Genomic DNA, 19,379 nt, shown 5'->3' with positions numbered 1-19,379 from the left:
TTCCGGTCGTCTCGAATCAACTGGTCCTGTGCGGCCGCCGGGGCCGCGGTCACTGCTGAGAGGCGGTCCGGCCGAGCAGGGTCCCGGCCATGTGGTCCGCCAATTCCGCGACCGTGGTGTGCGTGAACACCTCACGGACACAGAGCTCTTGACCCATCCGGGCGCTGATCCGGCCGGTCAGCCGCAGCGCCGTCAGGGAGTCGCCGCCCAGCTCGAAGAAGCCGTCGCGCGGGCCGACGGCCGCGACGCCGAGCACGTCGGCGAACAGGTCGCACAGCAGCGCCTCCTCGGGCGTCCTGGGGGCCGGGGCGCGCGGGGTCTCGCGGATGCCGGGTGCGGCGGGCGCCCGCTCCCGGCGCGGCTCCGCGGTGGGTGCCGCGACGAGCCGCCCGATGCCCGCGGTGGCCTCGCCGACGGGTGTCCGGGGCCGGGTGGCCGCCGCCTCCAGCAGGCCGAGGAGCTGCTGCGCGACCGTCTCCGCCTGTTCCGCTGTGACGAGGTCGGGCCGGTGGCTCAGCTCCAGGTAGAGGCGTTCGCCGGGGACCGCCATCAGCTTCAACGGGTAGTGGTAGGCGTCCCGTCCGCTGAACCCGGTGACGCGGGCGGCGCTGCCGGGCAGGGCGGGGAGTGCCTGGGCCGACGGGTAGTTCTCGAAGACGACGGAGGTGTCGAACAGGCAGCCCACTCCGACGGGCCGCTGTATGTCGGAGAGCCCCAGGTGCCGGCTGCCTTCGAGGCGGGTCTGCTCCTCCTGGTGCCGGGCGACGAGCTCCTCCACCGTTTCCTCGGCGTCCCACCGCAGCCGTACGGGCACCGTGTTGATCAGCGGGCCGACCATGTCCTCGACGCCCGCCAGCTCCGGGGGCCGTACGGAGACCGTGGCACCGAACACCACGTCGGTGCGTCCGGTGAGCCCGCCGACCAGCACGCCCCACACCGCCTGCACCAGGGTGTTGAGGGTGACCTCCTGCCGGCGTGCGGTCGCCGTCAGGGCCGCGGTGAGGTCGGCGGGCAGTTCCAGCACCACGCGCTCGGGCAGTTCCGGCACGTACGCGATGTCGACGTCCGGAGCGATCAGCGTCGGCTCCTTCACCCCGTCGAGGGCCTCGTTCCAGGCGTGCTGCGCGGCGGCCGGGTCCTGTTCCGCCAGCCAGCCGAGGTAGTCGCGGTACGACACGGCGGGCGCGAGCCCCCTGGCGTCGCCCCGGAGCGCGGAGAGCGCGGCGAGGTCCCGCAGGAGGACGGAGGCCGACCAGCCGTCGGCCAGGATGTGGTGGTGGGTGAAGACCAGCGTGTGCCGGTCGTCGGCCATCCGGACCAGGGTGAACCGGACGAGCGGCGGGTGCTCGGGGTCGAACCGGCGGCGGCGGTCGTCGTTCAGCAGCCGGTTCAGGGCCGCGTGCGGGCCCTCCGTGCCGACGCTGGTGAGGTCGGCCTCCTGCCACAGGATCGGCGCCGTCCGCTGGACCACCTGCAACGGGCGTCCCGAGTCGCTCCGGGCGAACCCGGCCCGCAGCGCGGGGTGCCGGTCGACGAGCGCCTGGCACACGGAGCGCAGCGTGTCCCGGTCGAGTTCGCCGGTGAGCTCCAGGACGAGCTGCACGTTGTGGACGTCCACTCCACCGGGGTAGTAGCGGGCGTGGAAGAGCAGGCCCTCCTGGAACGGTGACAGCGGCAGGACGTCGGCCACCGCCGAGCCCGCGTAACGCTCCTCGAGGCCCTCCAGCTCGGCCTGCGAGATCTCCACCGGTACGTCGCTGGGCGTGAGGCCGCCGGCTCCCTGCCCGGCAGTATGCGCGACGAGGGCGTGCAGTGCGGCGGACCAGGCGTCGGCGATGCCCCGTACGTCGTCCTCGGAGAGCAGTTCACCCGCCCAGGTCCAGGTCGCCGTCAGATGCGGCCCGTCCTCGCGGTCCTCGGTCACGGAGTTGACATCGAGGGTGTGCCACAGCGGCATGGCGCCCGGTGCGCCGGGCACAACGGCGCCCTGTTCCGCCGCGAGGCCCCAGTCCGCGTTCCCCGAACCCGACATGCGGCCCAGGTAGTTGAAGCCGATCTGCGGCGGCGCGTACCGGGCGAGTTCCGGGCCGGTGTCCGGGTTGAGGTGGCGCAGCATGCCGTAGCCGATACCGTGGTCGGGCAGCGCTCGCAGCTGCTCCTTGACCCTCTTCAGGGCCCGGCCGAGTGCGGGCCCGGCGGCGCGCACCTCGTCCCAGTCGGTGACGGCGGGGTCGATCCGCACGGGGTAGAGGTTCGTGAACCAGCCGGCCGTGCGCGAGGTGTCGAGGCCCGGGACGACGTCCTCGCGGCCGTGGCCCTCCAGGTCGACCAGGACACCGGTGTCCTCGCCGAGCTGCTGTTCGCGCCGGAAGGCCCCGACGGCCAGGGCCAGTGCGGTGAGCAGGACGTCGTCGACGCCGGCCCGGAACGCGGCGGGAACCGTCGTCAGCAGGCTCTCGGTGACCTCGGCCGGCAGCCGCACGGTGAGGGAGGCCGAGGTGGCGTGGGTGTCGCGGGCCGGATCCAGGGGCGCGTCGCTCAGCGGTGGGTCGCCGGCCTCCAGCATCCCCTGCCACAGCGGCAGTTCGGCGGTGCGGCGGGGGTCGCGGGCCGCCTCCGACAGCCGCCCCGCCCAGGTCCGCAGCGAGGTGGGGACGGGGGCGAGCGCGGGGTCGGTGCCGCGCACCAGGTCCTGCCACGCGGCCTTGAGGTCCGGGAGCAGCACACGCCAGGACACACCGTCCACCGCGAGGTGGTGCACGGTCAGGAGCAGTCGCCCGGGGCGGTCCGCTCCGGCGTCGAACCACACGGCCCGCGCCATCGACCCGGTGCTCGGGGCGAGTTGGGCGGCGGCCCGCGCGGACCGGTCCCGTACCGCCTCGCGCAGGGCGGTGCCGTCCAGACCGCGGACGTCCGCCCGGGAGAGCAGGTCGGCGGCCCGTACGGTTCCGGGGCGGCGTACGACCAGGGACCACTCGCCGTCCGTCGTGCGCACCGACAGGCGCATGCGCAGCGCGTCGTGGCGGTCGAGGACGGCCTGGAGCGCGCCGGTGAGCGCGTCCGGGTCGAGGCCCGCCGGGACCCGCAGCAGCACGGACTGGTGGAACGCGTCGGCGGGGCCGCCGTGCTCGCGCAGCCAGTGGACGATCGGGGTGAGCGGCAGGGCGCCGATGCCCGCGTCGGCGCTCTCGGTGACGGCGCCCTCCTCGCTGCGGGCGACCCTCGCGAGGGCGGCGGGACTGCGGTGGGTGAAGACGTCCTTCGGGGTGAGCACGAGCCCCGCCCTGCGGGCACGGGCGACGAGCTGGATGGAGATGATCGAGTCGCCGCCGAGGTCGAAGAAGCTGTCGTCGGCGCCGACCTGTTCCAGCCCGAGCACCTGCGCGAACAGGCCGCACAGGGTCACCTCGCGCTCGCCGCGCGGCTCCCGCCCGGTGGCCGGGGTGCGCTGCTGCGGCCGGGGCAGCGCCCGGCGGTCCAGCTTGCCGTTCGGGGTGAGCGGGAAGACGGGCAGCACCAGCAGGTCGGGGGGGACCATGTAGTCGGGCAGGGTCGCGGCGACGGCTGCTCTCAGGGCGTCCGGGTCGGGCAGGTGGCCGGTCTCCGCGACCACGTAGGCCGCGAGGCGGAGGTTGCCGGGCCGGTCCTCCCGGGCGAGGACGGCCGACTGCGCGACGCCGGGCTGGGCGTCCAGGGCCGCCTCGATCTCGCCGAGTTCGATGCGCTGCCCGCGGATCTTGACCTGGTGGTCGGAGCGGCCCAGGTACTCGACCACGCCGTCGGGGCGTCGGCGGGCGAGGTCGCCGGTGCGGTAGATGCGGCTGCCGGGCGGGCCGAACGGGTCGGCCACGAACCGTTCCGCGGTCAGTGCGGGCCGGTTGAGGTAGCCGCGCGCCAGCTGGACCCCGGCGATGTACAGCTCACCGCCGACGCCCGCGGGCACCGGTCGCAGTTCGGCGTCCAGCACATGGATGCCGGTGTTCCACACGGGCCGGCCGATCGGCACGGAGGTGGCGCCCGGTTCGTGGACGGCCGGCCAGTGCGTCACGTCGACGGCCGCCTCGGTGGGCCCGTACAGGTTGTGCAGCCCGGCGTCCGGCAGCAGGGCCCGCAGCCGTCCGGCGAGTTCGACCGGGAGCGCCTCCCCGCTGCAGATCACCCGGCGCAGGCCGGTGCATCCGGCGGCGGTGGGTTCGTCGGTGAACGCCTGGAGCATCGACGGTACGAAGTGCACGGTGGTGATGGCGTGCGCGCGGATCGTCTCGGCCAGGTAGGCGGGGTCGCGGTGGCCGTCGGGGCGGGCCAGGACCAGGGCCGCGCCGGTGATCAGCGGCCAGAAGAACTCCCACACCGACACGTCGAAGCCGGCCGGTGTCTTCTGCAGCACCCGGTCGTCGTGGGTGAGCCCGTACTGCGCCTGCATCCAGTGCAGCCGGTTGGTGATCGCCTCGTGCGGGACGGCGACGCCCTTGGGCCGGCCGGTCGAGCCCGATGTGTAGAGCACGTACGCCGGGTGGGCGGGGCACAGCGGCGCGCTCCGCTCGGCGGGGGTGAGGTCGGCGTCGGACAGGGCGGCGAGGCGTACCCGGATCGCGTCGTCGTCGAGCAGCACGGCCGGTGCCCCGTGGGCGGCGGCCGGGCGTACGTCGGAGCGCGTCACCGTGGTGACCGGAGCCGCCTCCGCGCTCATGAACGCCACCCGGTCGGCGGGCACGCCCGGTTCGAAGGGCAGGTAGGCGCCGCCGGCCTTGAGGACGGCGAGCAGGGTCACGATGAGGTCGAGGGAGCGCGGCAGCGTCACCGCGACGCGGCTCTCCGGACCCACCCCGCGCTCCACCAGCAGCCTGGCCAGCCGGTTGGCGCGGGCGTTCAGTTCGGCGTAGCTCAGCTTCTCGTCGCCGCAGACCGCGGCGCTCGCGCCGGGGGTGCGGGCCGCCTGTGCCTCGAAGAGCTCGGGCAGCGTGGTCGCTGGCACCGGGTGGGCGGTGTCGTTCCAGCGGGCGGGCAGCTCGCGTTCGCCGGGAGTGAGCCAGCCGATCCGGCCCAGCGGTGTGCCGGGGGCGTCGGCGAAGACCTCCAGCAGGTGCCGCAGTCGGGCGGCCATGTCCTGGGCGCGGGAGTGCTCGTAGACGTCGGCCCGGTAGTTGACGTGCAGTCGCAGCCGGGCGCCGGGGGTGGCGACAAGGCTCAGCGGGTAGTGGTTGGAGCCGGTCGCCTCGTCACCGGGGTGGGACAGGTCCGCGAGACCGATGCGCAGCCCGGGGACGCCCTCGGCGGAGGCGTCCGCCGACGCGGGAGCGTTCTCGAAGGCGACGGAGGTGTCGAAGAGTTCGCCCGTCCCGGCCAGTCGCTGAACGTCCGCGAGCCCCAGGTAGTGGTAGGGAGTGAGGGCGGTCTGCTCGTCCTGGAGGCCGCTGAGCAGTTCGGCCAGCGGGCGCTCCGGGTCGAGGCGTACGCGTACCGGCACCGTGTTGATCAGCAGACCGACCATGTCCTCGACGCCGGCGAGCTGCGGGGGCCGGCCGGAGACGGTGGAGCCGAAGACGACGTCGCGCCGGCCGGTGAGCAGTCCGAGCAGCAGCGCCCAGGCGCCCTGCACGACGGTGTTGGCGGTCAGGCCGTGGCGGCGGGCCGTCGCGGTGAGGCGGGCGGTCACGTCCTCGGGCAGGTCGACGACCACGACGCGCGGCATCGCGCGGCCCCCCGCGGCATCCGCGCCGGGGGCGACCAGCGTCGGTTCCTCGAAGCCGGACAGGGCCGTCCGCCAGGCGTCCTCCGCGGCGGCGCGGTCCTGTCCGGCCAGCCAGCCGAGGTAGTCGCGGAACGGCACCGCGGGACGCAGTGCCGCGGCAGCCGCGTCGTCGCCGCCTCTCGCGTAGGTCTCGAAGAGGTCGCCGAGGACGAGGGGCACCGACCAGCCGTCCAGCAGGATGTGATGGTGGGTCATCACGAGGATGTGCCGGTCGGGTGCCGTCCGCACCAGGGCGAACCGCACCAGCGGCGGCAGGGCCATGTCGAAGCGGCGGGCCCGGTCCTCGGCGAGCGCCCGGGCGAGCCGGGTCCGCTGCTCGGCCGGTTCCAGGGTGCTGAGGTCGGTGAACTGCCAGGGCACGGCGACGTCACGGGCCACGAGTTGGACGGGCTGTCCGGACTTGCGCTGCTGGAAAGCCGTACGCAGCACCGCGTGCCGCCGCAGCACGTGCCGGCAGGCCGACCTGAGGCGTGCCGGGTCGAGGTCGCCGTTCAGTTCCACGGCGGTCTGGACGTTGTAGACGTCCACGCCGTCCGTGTCGTAGAGGGCGTGGAAGAGCATGCCCTCCTGGAGCGGGGTCAGCGGGTAGACCCCTTCCAGGGTCCCCCGGCCGTCGTGCGAGGTCTGCTGGGTCACTTCGGGTTCTCCCATCCCGCCACGAACTCGTCGAGTTCGTCCTGGTCCAGGGACACCAGCGGATCGGCGAGCACGGTGGGCTCGGGCGGTCCGGCGGCCAGATCGGTGACGGCCGTGGCCAGTTCGGCGACCGTCTTGTGCGTGAAGACGTCCCTCGGGGTGACGCCGAGCCCGATCTTCCGGGCGCGGGTGACCAGTTGGATGGACATGATCGAGTCACCGCCGAGGTCGAAGAAGCTGTCGTCGATGCCCACGCTCTCCACGGGCAGCACCTCGGCGAACAGGTCGCAGAGCGACTTCTCCAGCTCGGTGCGCGGCTCCCGGCTCTCGGCGCCGCCGCCGAACTCGGGCGCGGGCAGGGCACCGCGGTCGAGCTTGCCGCTCGGGGTGACCGGCAGGGCGTCGAGGGCGACGAAGGCGGCGGGGACCATGTACTCGGGCAGGGCGGCGGCCACGTGGGCGCGCAGTGCGACGGGGTCCACGGCGGCGTCCGGTGCGGCGATGACGTACGCCACGAGCCGTTTGACGCCGGGCTGGTCCTCCCGGACGTGGACGACCACCTGGCCGACGGCTCCGTGACCGGCGAGCACGGACTCGATCTCGCCGAGTTCGATACGGAAGCCGCGCACCTTGACCTGGTGGTCGACGCGGCCGAGGTACTCCAGCTCGCCGTCGGCCCGCCACCGCGCGAGGTCGCCCGAGCGGTACATCCGGGTGCCCGGGGCACCGAACGGGTCGGCGACGAAGCGCTCCGCCGTCAGGTCGGGGCGGCCCAGATAGCCGCGGGCCAGTCCGGCGCCCGCGATGTACAGCTCGCCGGGGACTCCGGCGGGCACGGGCTGCAGCCCGTCGTCCAGGAGGTACACGTGGGTGTTCACCACGGGCGCGCCCATCGGCGGGGCCTCGCGGCCCGCCAGCGGGCGGCTCATCGTCGCCATGACGGTGGACTCGGTCGGCCCGTAGGCGTTGACCATCCGGCGGTCCGCGGACCAGCGTTCGACGAGTTCCGGCGCGCACGCCTCACCGCCGACGACCAGGGTCACGCCGGGCGGCAGCCCGCCCTCGGGCATCACGGCCAGCGACGAGGGCGGCAGCAGCAGGCAGCTCACCCGGTGCTCGGCGACCGTGCGGGCCAGCTCGGGCCCGGGCAGCAGCCGGTCGGCGGGCGCGGTGACGGCGCAGGAGCCCGTGAGCAGGGCGGTGCACAGCTCCCAGACGGACGCGTCGAAGCTGGGCGAGGCGAACAGCAGCACGCGGCCGCCCGGGCCCGCGCCGATCCGGTCCTCCTGGGTGGCCACCATGCTCGCGACACCGGCGTGGGTGACGACGACGCCCTTGGGCCGGCCGGTGGAGCCGGAGGTGTAGATCACGTACGCGGCCGACGCGGGCCGCAGCGGACCCGGCCGGTCGGCGTCGGTGAGATCCCCGGCGTCGGCCCCGGCCATGTCCTCGCCGTCGACCAGGAGCACCTCGGTACCCGGCACCTCGGGCAGGGCGGTGGCGGTCTCCCGCGTCGCCAGCACGAGAACGGGCCGGGAGTCCTGGAGCATGTAGGCGATGCGGTCCTTCGGGTACGCCGTGTCGATGGGCAGATAGGCGGAACCGGTCTTGAGTACGGCCATGGTCGCCACGGCCGCCTCCGGGGAGCGCGGCACGGCGATCGCGACACGGGTCTCGTTCCCGGCGCCGCGGGCCAGCAGGAGGCGGGCCAACCTGTTGGCGCGGGCGTTGAGTTCGGCGTACGTCAGGGTGTGCTCGCCGAGGACGACCGCCGGCGCCCCGGGTGCACGGCGGACCTGCGCCTCGAACAGCTGCGGCACCGTCGTCGCGGGCAGCTCCCGGCCGGTCGCGTTCCACTCCTGGAGGATGCGTACGCGCTCCTCGGGGGCGAGCAGGTCGATCCGGCCGACCGGGGTCGCCGGGTCGGCGGCGAACGCGTCGAGGACCCTGCGCAGCCGGTCGAGCAGCGCCTGCGCGCCGGCCCGGTCGAACAGGTCGCCGCGGTAGTTGAGTTCGAGGCTCGTGCGCTCGCCGGGCACCACCACGAGGCTCAGCGGGTAGTGCGTGGCGCCGGGCGCGGCCGTGTCGTCGACGGCGATGCGCAGCCCGGGAACCTGCCGGCGGACCTGCGTCCGGTCGACGGGGGTGTTCTCGAACCCGACGACGGTGTCGAAGAGTTCACCGATCCCGGTCCAGCGCTGGACGTCGGCGAGCGGCACGTGCTGGTGGTCGCCGAGCGCCGCCTGCCGCTCCTGCAGGCGCCGGAGTTCGTCGCCCAGCGGCCGGGCCGGGTCGAGCCGGACGCGTACGGCGTTGGTGTTCATCAGCAGGCCGACCATCTCCCCGGCCCCCGGCAGCTGAGCGGGGCGGCCCGCGACCGTGGCGCCGAACACCACGTCGTGGCGCCCGGTGTGCCGGCCGAGGACGAGTGCCCAGGCGCCCTGGAGCACGGTGTTGAGGGTCAGTCCCAGCGAGCGGGCGCGTGCGGTCAGGGCCGCCGTGGCGGGCTCGTCGAGGCGGTGCGCGACGAGTTCGGGGACCTGCGCGACCGCCGCGTCCGCGCCGGGCGCGACGAGCGTCGGCTCGTCGAGGCCCGCCATGGCATCGCGCCAGACCTGCTCGGCGGCCTCGCGGTCCTGGTCGCCCAGCCAGCCGAGGTAGTCCCGGAAGGGCGCCGGGGCGGGCAGTGCGGATCCGTCGCCGCCGCGTGCGTACATCGCGAACAGATCGCGGAAGAACAGCGGCAACGACCAGCCGTCCAACAGGATGTGATGATGCGTCAGCAGAAAGAGGTGGCGGTTCTCGGCGAGGTGCACGAGGGTCACGCGCAGCAGCGGCGGGCGCGCCATGTCGAACCGGCGGACCCGGTCCTCGGCCATCAGCGCGGCGACGCGCTCGCGCTGCTCGTCGGCGTCCAGTCCGCGCAGGTCGACGTCCTGCCAGGGCAGGGCGACGCTCTCGGGCACGACCTGGACGGGGCGCCCGGACTGCAGGCGCAGGAACGCCGCGCGCAGGTTGGGGTGCCGGGCGATCAGGGCCTCGCAGGCGGCGCGCAGCACGGCCGGCGCCAGCTCCCCCTCCAGTTCCAGGGGCCGCTGCGTGTTGTAGACGTCCACGCCGTCCTCGGCGAGCACCGCGTGGAAGTGCATGCCCTCCTGAAGCGGCGTCAGGGGCAGTACGTCGGTGAAGTCCGGGGAGAGCAGCTCGAGTTCGGCGCGCTCGTGCCGGTCCAGGGTGACCAGCGGTCCGTCGTAGGAGCGCGCGTCGGCGACGGACTCGGACGGCAGCTCCCGTGCCGCCTCGGCGAGCGCGGCGACGGTCCGGTGGGTGAACACGTCCTTCGGTGTGATCAGCAGCCCCGCCTCGCGGGCCCGGGCAGCCAGCTGCATGGAGGTGATGGAGTCGCCGCCGAGGTCGAAGAAGCTGTCGTCGATGCCGACGGTCTCGGCACCCAGCGCCTCGGTGTACAGGCCGCACAGCACACGTTCGCGCTCGGTGCGCGGCGGCCTGCTCGCGGCGCCGGTGGTGAACTCGGGGGCGGGCAGCGCCGCCCGGTCCAGCTTGCCGTTGTGGGTGAGCGGCAGGGCGGGCAGGGCCACGACGGCGGCCGGGACCATGTAGTCGGGCAGCGCCGCCGCGGTGTGTGCCCGCAGCTGTGCGGCATCAACCGTCCGCCCCGCCGCCGCCACGGCGTACGCGACCAGCCGTCGTACGCCCGGCCGGTCCTCGCGGACGACCACGCAGACCTGGTCCACCGTGTCGTGCCCGGCGAGCACGGACTCGATCTCGCCGAGTTCGATGCGGAACCCGCGCACCTTGACCTGGTCGTCGGAGCGTCCGGCGAAGGTCACGGTGCCGTCCGCGAGGCGGCGGCCGAGGTCTCCGGTGCGGTACATCCGGGTGCCCGGGGCGCCGAACGGGTCGGCGACGAAGCGCTCCGCCGTCAGGTCGCTGCGGCCCAGATAGCCGCGGGCGAGGCCGGCGCCGGCCAGGTAGAGCTCGCCCTCGACGCCTACCGGGACCGGGCGCATGCGCTCGTCGAGCAGGTACAGCCGGATGTTGTCGGCGGGGCGTCCGATGGTCGGCGCCGCCGCGTCGCGGACCCGGCACAGCATGGCGTCGACCGTGCACTCGGCCGGACCGTAGAGGTTGTACGTCGACAGGCCGGGGGTTGCCCGGAGTTCGGCCCAGAGTGCCTCGCCGACCGCCTCGCCGCCGAGCGCCAGGGTCCGCGGCCGGTGGCCGTCGCCCTCCAGGAGCCCGGCGGAGCGCAGTTGCAGGAAGAAGCTGGGCGTCGTGTCGAGCACGTCGACCCGGTGCTGGGCCACGTACTCGGCGAGCGCCCGCGGATCCTTGCGGACCTCGTCGTCGACCAGGTGCAGTTCATGGCCGGCGACCATCCACAGCAGCTGGCTCCACGAGGCGTCGAAGACCAGCGCGTTGGTGAGCGCCACCCGGGAGGGCCGGCCGTCCGCCGCCGCGGTCTCCGGAGCGAAGAAGTGGGTGTGGTGGCTGTGGAACATGTTGGCGAGGCTGCGGTGCTCCACCGCGACGCCCTTGGGCCGTCCCGTCGAGCCCGAGGTGTAGATCACGTACGCGAGATGGGCGGGCAGCAGCGGGCGTACGCGGTCGGCGTCGGTGAGGTCGGCGTCGTCACCCGTGCCGGCTCCCGTGAGCGCCTCCCCCAGGAGCAGTCGCGCCGGGCCGCCGGCCGGCAGGCCCTGCGCCGACTCCGGGTCCGTCAGGACCAGGGCGGGTCGTGCCTCCTGGAACAAGAAGTCGATGCGATCGGCAGGGTACTCCGGGTCGACCGGCACGTACGCCGCCCCGGACTTGAGGATCGCGAGGATCGCCACGACGGTGTCGGCGGTGCGGGGCAGTGCCAGCGCCACCAGGTCGTCGGGGCCGAGCCCTCGCGCGACCAGTGCGCGGGCGATGCGGTTGGCGCGTGCGTTGGCCTCGCCGAAGCTGAGCCGGGTGTCGCCGCACACCACCGCGGTCGCCTCGGGGCCCCGGCGCGCGCGGTCCTCGAAGAGGGCGGGCAGCGTCGTCGCGGGGTAGGGCGCCGCGGTGTCGTTCCATGTCCGCAGGGCCTGGTCGAGTTCGGCCGGGGTGAGCAGGCCGATCCGTCCGACCGGGGTGCCCGGCTCGGTGACGACCTTCTCGAGCAGATGCCGGAACCGGGCGAGGATGTCCCGCGCCTCGTCGTCGGTGAACAGGTCCAGGCGGTGGTTGAGTTCGAGGCGCAGCCGCTCGCCCGGGTACACCGCGAGGCTCAGCGGGTAGTGCGTGCCCTCGGGGGTGTCGTCGACGCTCTCCTGTGCCAGCGCGATCCGCAGGCCGGGCAGGCCGTCGCGGGCCATGGCGGGGTCGAGCGGATAGTTCTCGAACGCGACGGTGGTGTCGAAGAGTTCGCTCACGCCGACGGCACGGTGGATGTCGGCGAGCCCGAGGTAGTGGTAGCCGCTGAGCGCGGCCTGCTGGTCCTGGAGCCCTTCCAGCAGGGTGCCGACGGCGGTGTCGGGGTCGAGACGCACCCGTACGGGCACGGTGTTGATGAGCAGGCCCACCATGCCCTCGACGCCCTCGACCTCCGGCGGCCGACCGGCCACGGTGGCCCCGAAGACGACGTCGTCGAGGCCGGTGAGCAGCCCGACGAGCAGCGCCCAGGCGCCCTGCACCAGGGTGTTGACGGTGAGCCCGCGACCGCGCGCGGCGGCGGTCAGCTCGGCCGTGAAGTCCTCCGGAAGCTCGGCGCTCACCCGCTGCTGGCGGCCCGCCTCGCTGCCGGAGCCCGCGCCGGGCGCGACGAGCGCGGGCTGCGCCACTCCCGCCAGCGCGCCCCGCCAGGCCCGTTCGGCCTCCTGCCGGTCCTGCTCCTGGAGCCAGCCCAGGTAGTCGCTGAACGGGGCCACGGGCTCCAGTCCCGAGGCGTCGCCGCCGCGGGCGTAGCTGCGGAACACATCGCGGATCACGATGGGCAACGACCAGCCGTCGACCAGGATGTGATGATTCGTCACCACCAGGACGTGACGTTCGGGGGCGAGCCGCACCAGGGTGAAGCGGACCAGCGGGGGCCGGCGCATGTCGAAGCGGCGCTCCCGGTCCTCGGCGAGCAGCCGGGCGAGCCGGGCTCGCTGCTCCCGCTCGCCGAAGGCGCTGAGGTCGGCCTCGGCCCAGGGCAGTTCCACCTTGGCGGCTACTGCCTGCACGGCCTCGCCGGAGCGCCGCTGGAGAAAGCCCGCGCGCAGACTGGAGTGCCGGTCGAGGACGGCCGCGCACGCCTTGCGCAGGGCCGCCGCGTCCAGGTCGCCCGTCAGCTCGAAGGGCGCCTGCATGTTGTAGAAGTCCACGCCTTCGCCGTCGTACAGGGCGTGGAAGAGCATGCCCTGCTGGAGCGGGGACAACGGCAGTACGGCTTCCAGTGATCTCTGCTTCACTTCACGTCCCCCAGTTGTGCTTCAAGCTCATCGAGTTCGTCCTGTTCGAGGGAGACCAGTGGCCTCCGCGGCGGTGCCTGGCCCGGCGAGCCGGGGATGACGTCCTGGACGGCCTCGGCCAGGGCCGCGACCGTGCGGTGGGTGAACACGTCGCGCGGCGTCATGGCGAGACCGGCCGAGCGGGCGCGGCCCGCGAGGCGGGTGGAGACGATCGAGTCGCCGCCGAGGTCGAAGAAGCTGTCGTCGATGCCGACCCGCCCGACACCGAGCAGCTCGGCGAAGAGGGCGCACAGCAGTTCCTCACGCGCGTTCCTGGGTGCCCGGCCGTCCTCGGCGCCCGTGAACTCGGGCGCGGGCAGGGACCGGCGGTCCAGCTTCCCGTTGGGCGACAGCGGGAGCCGGTCCAGCTCGACGAAGGCGGCCGGGACCATGTAGTCGGGCAGCGCGGCGGCCACCCGGTCGCGCAGCGCCGCCTGATCGACGGTGGCGCCGGGCTCGGGCACCGTGTAGGCGACGATGCGCGGCATCCCGGGCTGGTCCTCGCGGATGACCAGGGCCGCGCGCCGCACGGCGGGGTCCTGGCTCAGCACGGTCTCGATCTCGCCGAGTTCGATGCGGTGCCCGCGCACCTTCACCTGGTGGTCGACGCGGCCCCGGTACTCCAGTTCGCCGTCCGGGCGGCGTGCGGCGAGGTCGCCGGTGCGGTACATCCGGGTTCCGCGGGGGCCGTAGGGGTCCGGCACGAACCGCTCGGCGGTCAGGGCGGGGCGGTTGACGTACCCGCGGGTCACGCCCGTGCCCGCGATGTACACCTCGCCCTCGACGCCGGGGGCCACCGGCAACAGGCCGTCGTCGAGGACGTAGACCCGCAGGTTGGAGCCGGGCAGGCCGACCGGGACGGACGCGGTGCCGCCGGGGCGGGTGCGCCGGCTCGTCGTGTAGACCGAGACCTCGGTCGGGCCGTACAGGTTGTGCAGCTCGGCGTCGAGGGCGTCGTGGAAGCGGTCGACGAGTCCGGCGGTGAGGGCCTCTCCGCCGCAGAACACCGTCCGCAGGGACCGGCAGTCGCGCGCTCCGGGTTCCTGGAGGAAGAGTTCCAGGGTGGAGGGCACGAACTGGGCGACGGTGATCCCCTCGCGCCGGACGAGGGAGGCGATGTAGCCGGGCCCGTGCTGTGTCTCGGGGTCCGCGATCACCACGGTGGCACCGACGGTCAGCGGCCAGAAGATCTCCCACACCGACGGGTCGAAGCTCATCGACGTGCGCTGCAGGACGCGGTCGCCCGCGCCGAGCGGGAAGCGGTCCTGCTTCCAGCGCAGGTAGTTGGCGACGCCTTCGTGCGCCACGACGATGCCCTTGGGGCGGCCGGTGGAGCCGGAGGTGTGGATGACGTAGGCCGGGTGCAGCGGGTGCAGGCCCGGGGCGTTCGGGACGGGGTCGGCGTGCGCTGCGGTGTCGGCCAGCGCCCGGTAGGTGTCCGTGTCGATCAGGAAGACGGGGTCGGCGTCCTCCAGCATGTGCCGGACCCGGTCCTCGGGGTAGTCGGGGTCGACCGGCAGATAGGCGGCGCCCGCCCGGTGCACGGCGTGCAGGGTGACGAGCAGTTCGACGGAGCGCGGCAGGCAGACCCCCACGACCTGGCCGGGCCCCGCGCCCTTGGCGGCCAGCACGCCCGCCAGCTTTCCCGCCTCGCGGTCGAGTTCGGCGTAGGTGAGCGACCGGTCGCCGTGCACGACGGCCGTCGCCTGCGGGGTGCTGCGGACCTGCTGTGCGAAGAGTTCGGGCAGGGTGGTCGCGGGGTAGGGGCGGGCGGTGTCGTTCCACTCCTCGACGGCCTGGGCGTGCTCGGCCGGGGTGAGCTGCTCGATGCGCCCGACGGGGGTCTCCGGAGCCGCCACGAACGTCTCGAACAGGCGCCGGAGGCGGTCGGCGATCCGGCGGATCCCGCGGGAGTCGAACACGTCGGTGCGGTACGTGAATTCGAGGCGCAGCCGGGGTCCGGGCACCACAATGAGGCTGAGCGGGTAGTGCGTGGCCCCGGTCTGGTCGGCGTCCGTCTGGCTGATGCGCAGACCGCCCGCGGTGCGCTTGATGGCCTCGCGGTCGATCGGGGCGTTCTCGAAGACCGTGGTGGTGTCGAAGAGTTCGCCGAGTCCCGCGAGCCGCTGCACCTCGGCGAGGCCCAGGTACTGGTGCGGGCCGAGCGCGGCCTGTTCCGCCTGGAGGCGGGTGAGCAGTGCGGACAGCGGCTCGCCGGGGCGGGTGCGGACGCGTACGGGCACCGTGTTCATCAGCAGGCCCACGATCTCCGCGACGCCGGGCAGCAGCGGCGGCCGGCCGGAGACCGTCGCCCCGAACACCACGTCCCGGCGGCCCGTGAGACCGCCGAGCAGCAGCGCCCAGGCGCCCTGCACCACCGTGTTGAGGGTCAGTTCACGGGCTCGGGCCTCGGCGGTCAGCCGTGCGGTGAGATCCGCCGACAGCTCCGCGACGGCCAGCCCGGGAAGCGCCTCCTCGGGCGCCCGTGCCGTGTCCGGTGCGACCAGGGTGGGCTGCTCCAGGCCGGCGAGCGCGGTACGCCACACGTCCTCGGCGACGTCCCGGTCCTGGGCGGCGAGCCACTCCAGGTAGTTCTCGAACGGCACGACGCCGGGCAGCGCGCCGTTGCCGCCGTCACCGTCACCGGCCGCCCGGTACAGCGCGAACAGGTCCCGCAGGATCAGCGGCAACGACCAGCCGTCGAACAGGATGTGATGACTCGTCAGGACGAGGGTGTGCCGGTCAGGGGCGTTGCGGATCAGGGTGAGGCGCAGCAGCGGCGGGCGCGCCATGTCGAACCGGCGGCGCTTGTCCTCGGCGAGCAGCCGCGCGGTGCGCTCCCGCTGCTCGCCGGTGCCGCAGCCGCTCAGGTCCACCTCGGTCCAGGGCAGCTCCGAGGTCCGGGGCACGATCTGCACCGGCCGGCCGGAGGCGGTCTGGTCGAACCCGGCGCGCAGCCCGGCGTGCCGGCGCAGCAGCGCCTCGCCTGCCGCGCGCAGCGCCACAGGGTCGAGTGCGCCGCGCAGGCCGAAGCTCTTCTGGACGTTGTACGCGTCGGCGCCGCCCTCGGTGAACAGGGCGTGGAACAGCATGCCTTCCTGCAGCGGTGTCAGCGGCAGCACCGTCTCGATGCCGTCCTCGCCCCACCGGGAGTGCAGCCGCTCCAGTTCCTCCGGGGCCGGCGTCGGCACGGCGGCGCGCGCGGGCGTCGCCACCGGCGCCGCCAGCTCCTCGGCGGCCTCGGCCAGCGCGTGCGCGGTACGGCCGGAGAAGATGTCCTGCGGTGTGAGGGCGAGTCCGGCCTCGGCCGCACGTGTCGCGAGCCGGATCGCGGTGATCGAGTCGCCGCCCAGGTCGAAGAAGTTGTCGTCGATCCCGACCTCCCCGGCCCCCAGCACCTCCGCGATCAGCGCACACAGCACCGTCTCGCGTTCCGTGCGCGGCGCCCGGCCTCCTGCCGCGCCGGCGATCACCGGCTCGGGCAGTGCGCCCCTGTCCAGCTTTCCGCTCGGGGTGCGGGGCAGCTCCGCCAGCTCGACGATCACGGCGGGCACCATGTAGTCGGGCAGGGTGGCCGCGAGCGCCGACCGCAGGGCCGCGGGGTCGAACCCGCTCCCGGCGACCGGCACGGCGTAGCCCACCAGTCGCCGCACTCCCGGTGTGTCCTCGCGGACCAGCACGGTGGCCTGGGCGACCGACGGCTGGTCGGTGAGGGCCGCCTCGACCTCGCCCAGCTCGATGCGGAAGCCGCGGAGCTTGACCTGCTGGTCGGAGCGGCCGAGGTACTCCAGGTCGCCGTCGGCGCTGCGGCGGGCGAGGTCGCCCGAGCGGTACATGCGTGCGCCAGGCGGGCCGAAGGGGTCCGCGACGAAGCGCTCGGCGGTGAGATCGGGGCGGTTCACATAGCCACGGGCAAGGCCGGCACCCGCGATGTACAGCTCACCGGGTACGCCCACCGGCACCGGGCGCAGCGCGTCGTCGAGCAGCAGGATGCGGGAGTTGACGACGGGGCGGCCCATGGGCGGCACCGTGCGGCCGGCGAGCGGCTCGCTCATCGTCGCGATGACGGTGGACTCGGTGGGCCCGTAGGCGTTGACCATCGTGCGCCCGGCCGACCAGCGTTCGACGAGGTCGGGGGCGCACGCCTCCGCGCCGACCACCAGGGTGACGCCCTCGGGGAGCCCGTCCTCCGGCATGACCGCGAGGGCCGACGGCGCGAGCAGCAGGCAGGTCACGCCCGCCTCCGCCACCAGACCGGCCAGTGCGGAGCCCGGCAGCAACCGCTCCTGGTCGGCGACCACCACGCAGCCGCCGGTCATCAGCGCGGTGCACAGCTCCCAGACGGAGGCGTCGAAGCCGGGCGACGCGAACAGCAGCACGCGCTCGTGCTCCCGCAGCCCCAGCACCTCCCGCTGGCTCGCCAGCAGACTCGGCACACCGGAGTGCGGCACCACGACACCCTTGGGAACCCCGGTGGAACCCGAGGTGTAGATGGCGTACGCGGCATCCTCGGGACGCAGCGGCCGGCTGCGCTCGGCGTCGGTGACGTCGGCGGTCTCGTCCGGGAGGTGCAGGCCCTCCACGGCGAGGAGTTCGGCCCCGGTGCCGGCCGGCAGTCCGGACGCGCTCCCGGCCGCGGTCAGCACCAGCGCCGGGCGGGCGTCCCGCAGGACATGCGCGATGCGGTCGGCCGGATAGCCGATGTCGATGGGCAGATAGGCGGCGCCCGCCTTCAGTACGGCGAGGAAGGCGACGACGGCTTCGACGCGGCGCGGCATGGCGACGGCGACGAAACGGCCGGGGCCCGCGCCCCGTTCGATCAGCGCCCGCGCCAGCCGGTTGGCCCGCGCGTTCAGCTCGGCGTATCCGAGCGTCGTGCCCGCGTGGTGCACGGCGTCGGCGTACGGCGTCTTCTGGGCCTGGGCCTCGAAGAGTTCGGGCAGGGTGGCCGCCGGGAGCTGCCGGCCGGTGTCGTTCCACTCGTGCAGCAGCCGTGTCCGCTCGTCGCGGGAGGTCAACTCGATCCTGCCGAGGGGCAGTTCGGCGTCCGCGGCCGTGAAGGCGCGCAGGTGGTCGACGAAGCGCCGCTGGTGGGCGTCGACGTCGGCCTGGCTGTAGCGGTCGGGGTTGGCCTCGAAGTCGACCAGCAGGATCTCGCCGCCGGGCCCCCGGCGGACGCTGATGTTGAGGTCGAGGACGGTGCCGCCGGGCAGCGGGTGCGGGAAGGTCGGGTGCCCGCCGAGGCGGAGGTCTCCGCGGGTGGGCAGGACGTTGACGACGATCCCGAAGAGGTGCCCGTCCTCGCGGACGAGATCCAGCTCGCGGCGCAGTTCCTCGTACGGGTAGCACTGGTGCACCAGGAGGTCGCCGAGCCGACGCGACACCTGCGTCAGCAGCTCGGTGCGGGTCGCCGCCGGGTCGACGGTGACGCGCAGCGGGAGCTGGTTGGCGAGCATGCCGGGAACGGACTGCGTGTCGGGGCCGCGCCGTGCGGTCACCGGTACACCGATGGCGATGTCGCGTACGCCGGTCATCCCGTGGAGGTACGTGGCCACGGCGGCGATCACCGGGACGGTCCAGGGCGTGCGGGCCGTCCGCCCCGTGGTCCGCAGCGCGGCCATGTCGGCCTCGGTCAGCGCGACCGTGCGGGAGACGGCGCCCTCCGTCGCCCGGTCCACCGGCTTCTCGGAGAGGCTCACGGGCTCGCGGTGGCCCGCGAATTGCCCGGTCCAGTGGGCGCGGTCACGTGTGTACTGCTCCGAGCGGCGATACGCCGCCTCGTCGTCGATCAGCGTGCGCAGCGAGCCGAGCGGGGTGCCCGCGGCGGGCTCCCCCCGGACGGCGGCCGCGTAGATCTCGGCGACCCTGCGGGTGAACAGGACGCCGCCGAACCCGTCGGTGAGGATGTGGTGGCAGCGGCGGTACCAGAGGAACCGTTCGTCGCCGAGCTTCAGCAGCGCGTCCCGGGAGAGGGTGTCCCGCGTCAGGTCGAGGGGCGTGCCGCGGTCGCGGTTCATCCAGGCGAGGGCCGCCTCGAACGGGTCGGTGTCACCGGTGAGGTCGATGTCCTCCAGCGGCGGGGTCCCGGCCCCGGTGATCCGCTGGACGGGCCCCTCGGGCGTCTCGGCGAAACGGACGGCGTAGCTGCCGCACTCGGCCTCCGCCCGCCGGATCGCCTCGCGCAGGACGTCCGCGTCCACCGGACCGTGGATGTCGAGGTAGTGCCCCGAGTTGAACGCGGTGGCCGCGGGGTTGAACCGCTGGGCGAACCACACTCCGTGCTGGGCAGTGGTCAGCGAGAGCTCCGTGCCCTCCGCGCCATGCGAACTCATCCGACTCCGACCGCCTTCCCGACCGACTCACCTGTGTCTCCGGCGTATCGATGCTGTCCGGCGGGTACCGGCGCGGACCAGGAAGGGGACCGGCAATCGGCGTTGCTGGTCGGCCCGGCGCCGCCCGGCGGGATTGCCGGGTCCTTGCCTGGATCAGGCACCCGGAAGGTCGGCATGATC

The 19,379-nt window shown here is 74.1% G+C and carries 3 protein-coding genes; all 3 read right to left on the bottom strand.

All coding sequences use genetic code 11. The annotated features are described in order from the left end of the window. Positions 1 to 49 precede the first annotated feature (49 nt). Genes AB5J56_RS31530 through AB5J56_RS31520 form a run of 3 tightly spaced genes read right to left on the bottom strand, consistent with a single transcriptional unit; the run spans position 50 to position 19,199 of the window. The gene (locus AB5J56_RS31530; RefSeq protein WP_369237456.1) at positions 50 to 6,388 is read right to left on the bottom strand and encodes an amino acid adenylation domain-containing protein; all 6,339 of its coding nucleotides are present in this window, start codon (positions 6,386 to 6,388) and stop codon (positions 50 to 52) included. Then, positions 6,385 to 12,828 carry an amino acid adenylation domain-containing protein gene (locus tag AB5J56_RS31525; protein ID WP_369237454.1) on the bottom strand — a complete coding sequence of 2,148 codons (6,444 nt, stop codon included), beginning with the start codon at positions 12,826 to 12,828 and terminating at the stop codon, positions 6,385 to 6,387. Before AB5J56_RS31525 ends, AB5J56_RS31530 begins: the two co-directional genes overlap by 4 nt. Further along, on the bottom strand, positions 12,825 to 19,199 hold the full coding sequence (locus AB5J56_RS31520; RefSeq protein WP_369237452.1) for an amino acid adenylation domain-containing protein: 6,375 nt from the start codon (positions 19,197 to 19,199) through the stop codon (positions 12,825 to 12,827). The genes AB5J56_RS31525 and AB5J56_RS31520 overlap by 4 nt, the downstream gene beginning before the upstream one ends. Positions 19,200 to 19,379 lie beyond the last annotated feature (180 nt).

This window comes from Streptomyces sp. R21, from assembly GCF_041051975.1.
Lineage (GTDB): Bacteria > Actinomycetota > Actinomycetes > Streptomycetales > Streptomycetaceae > Streptomyces.
This window is presented reverse-complemented; position numbering and strand designations above follow the sequence as displayed.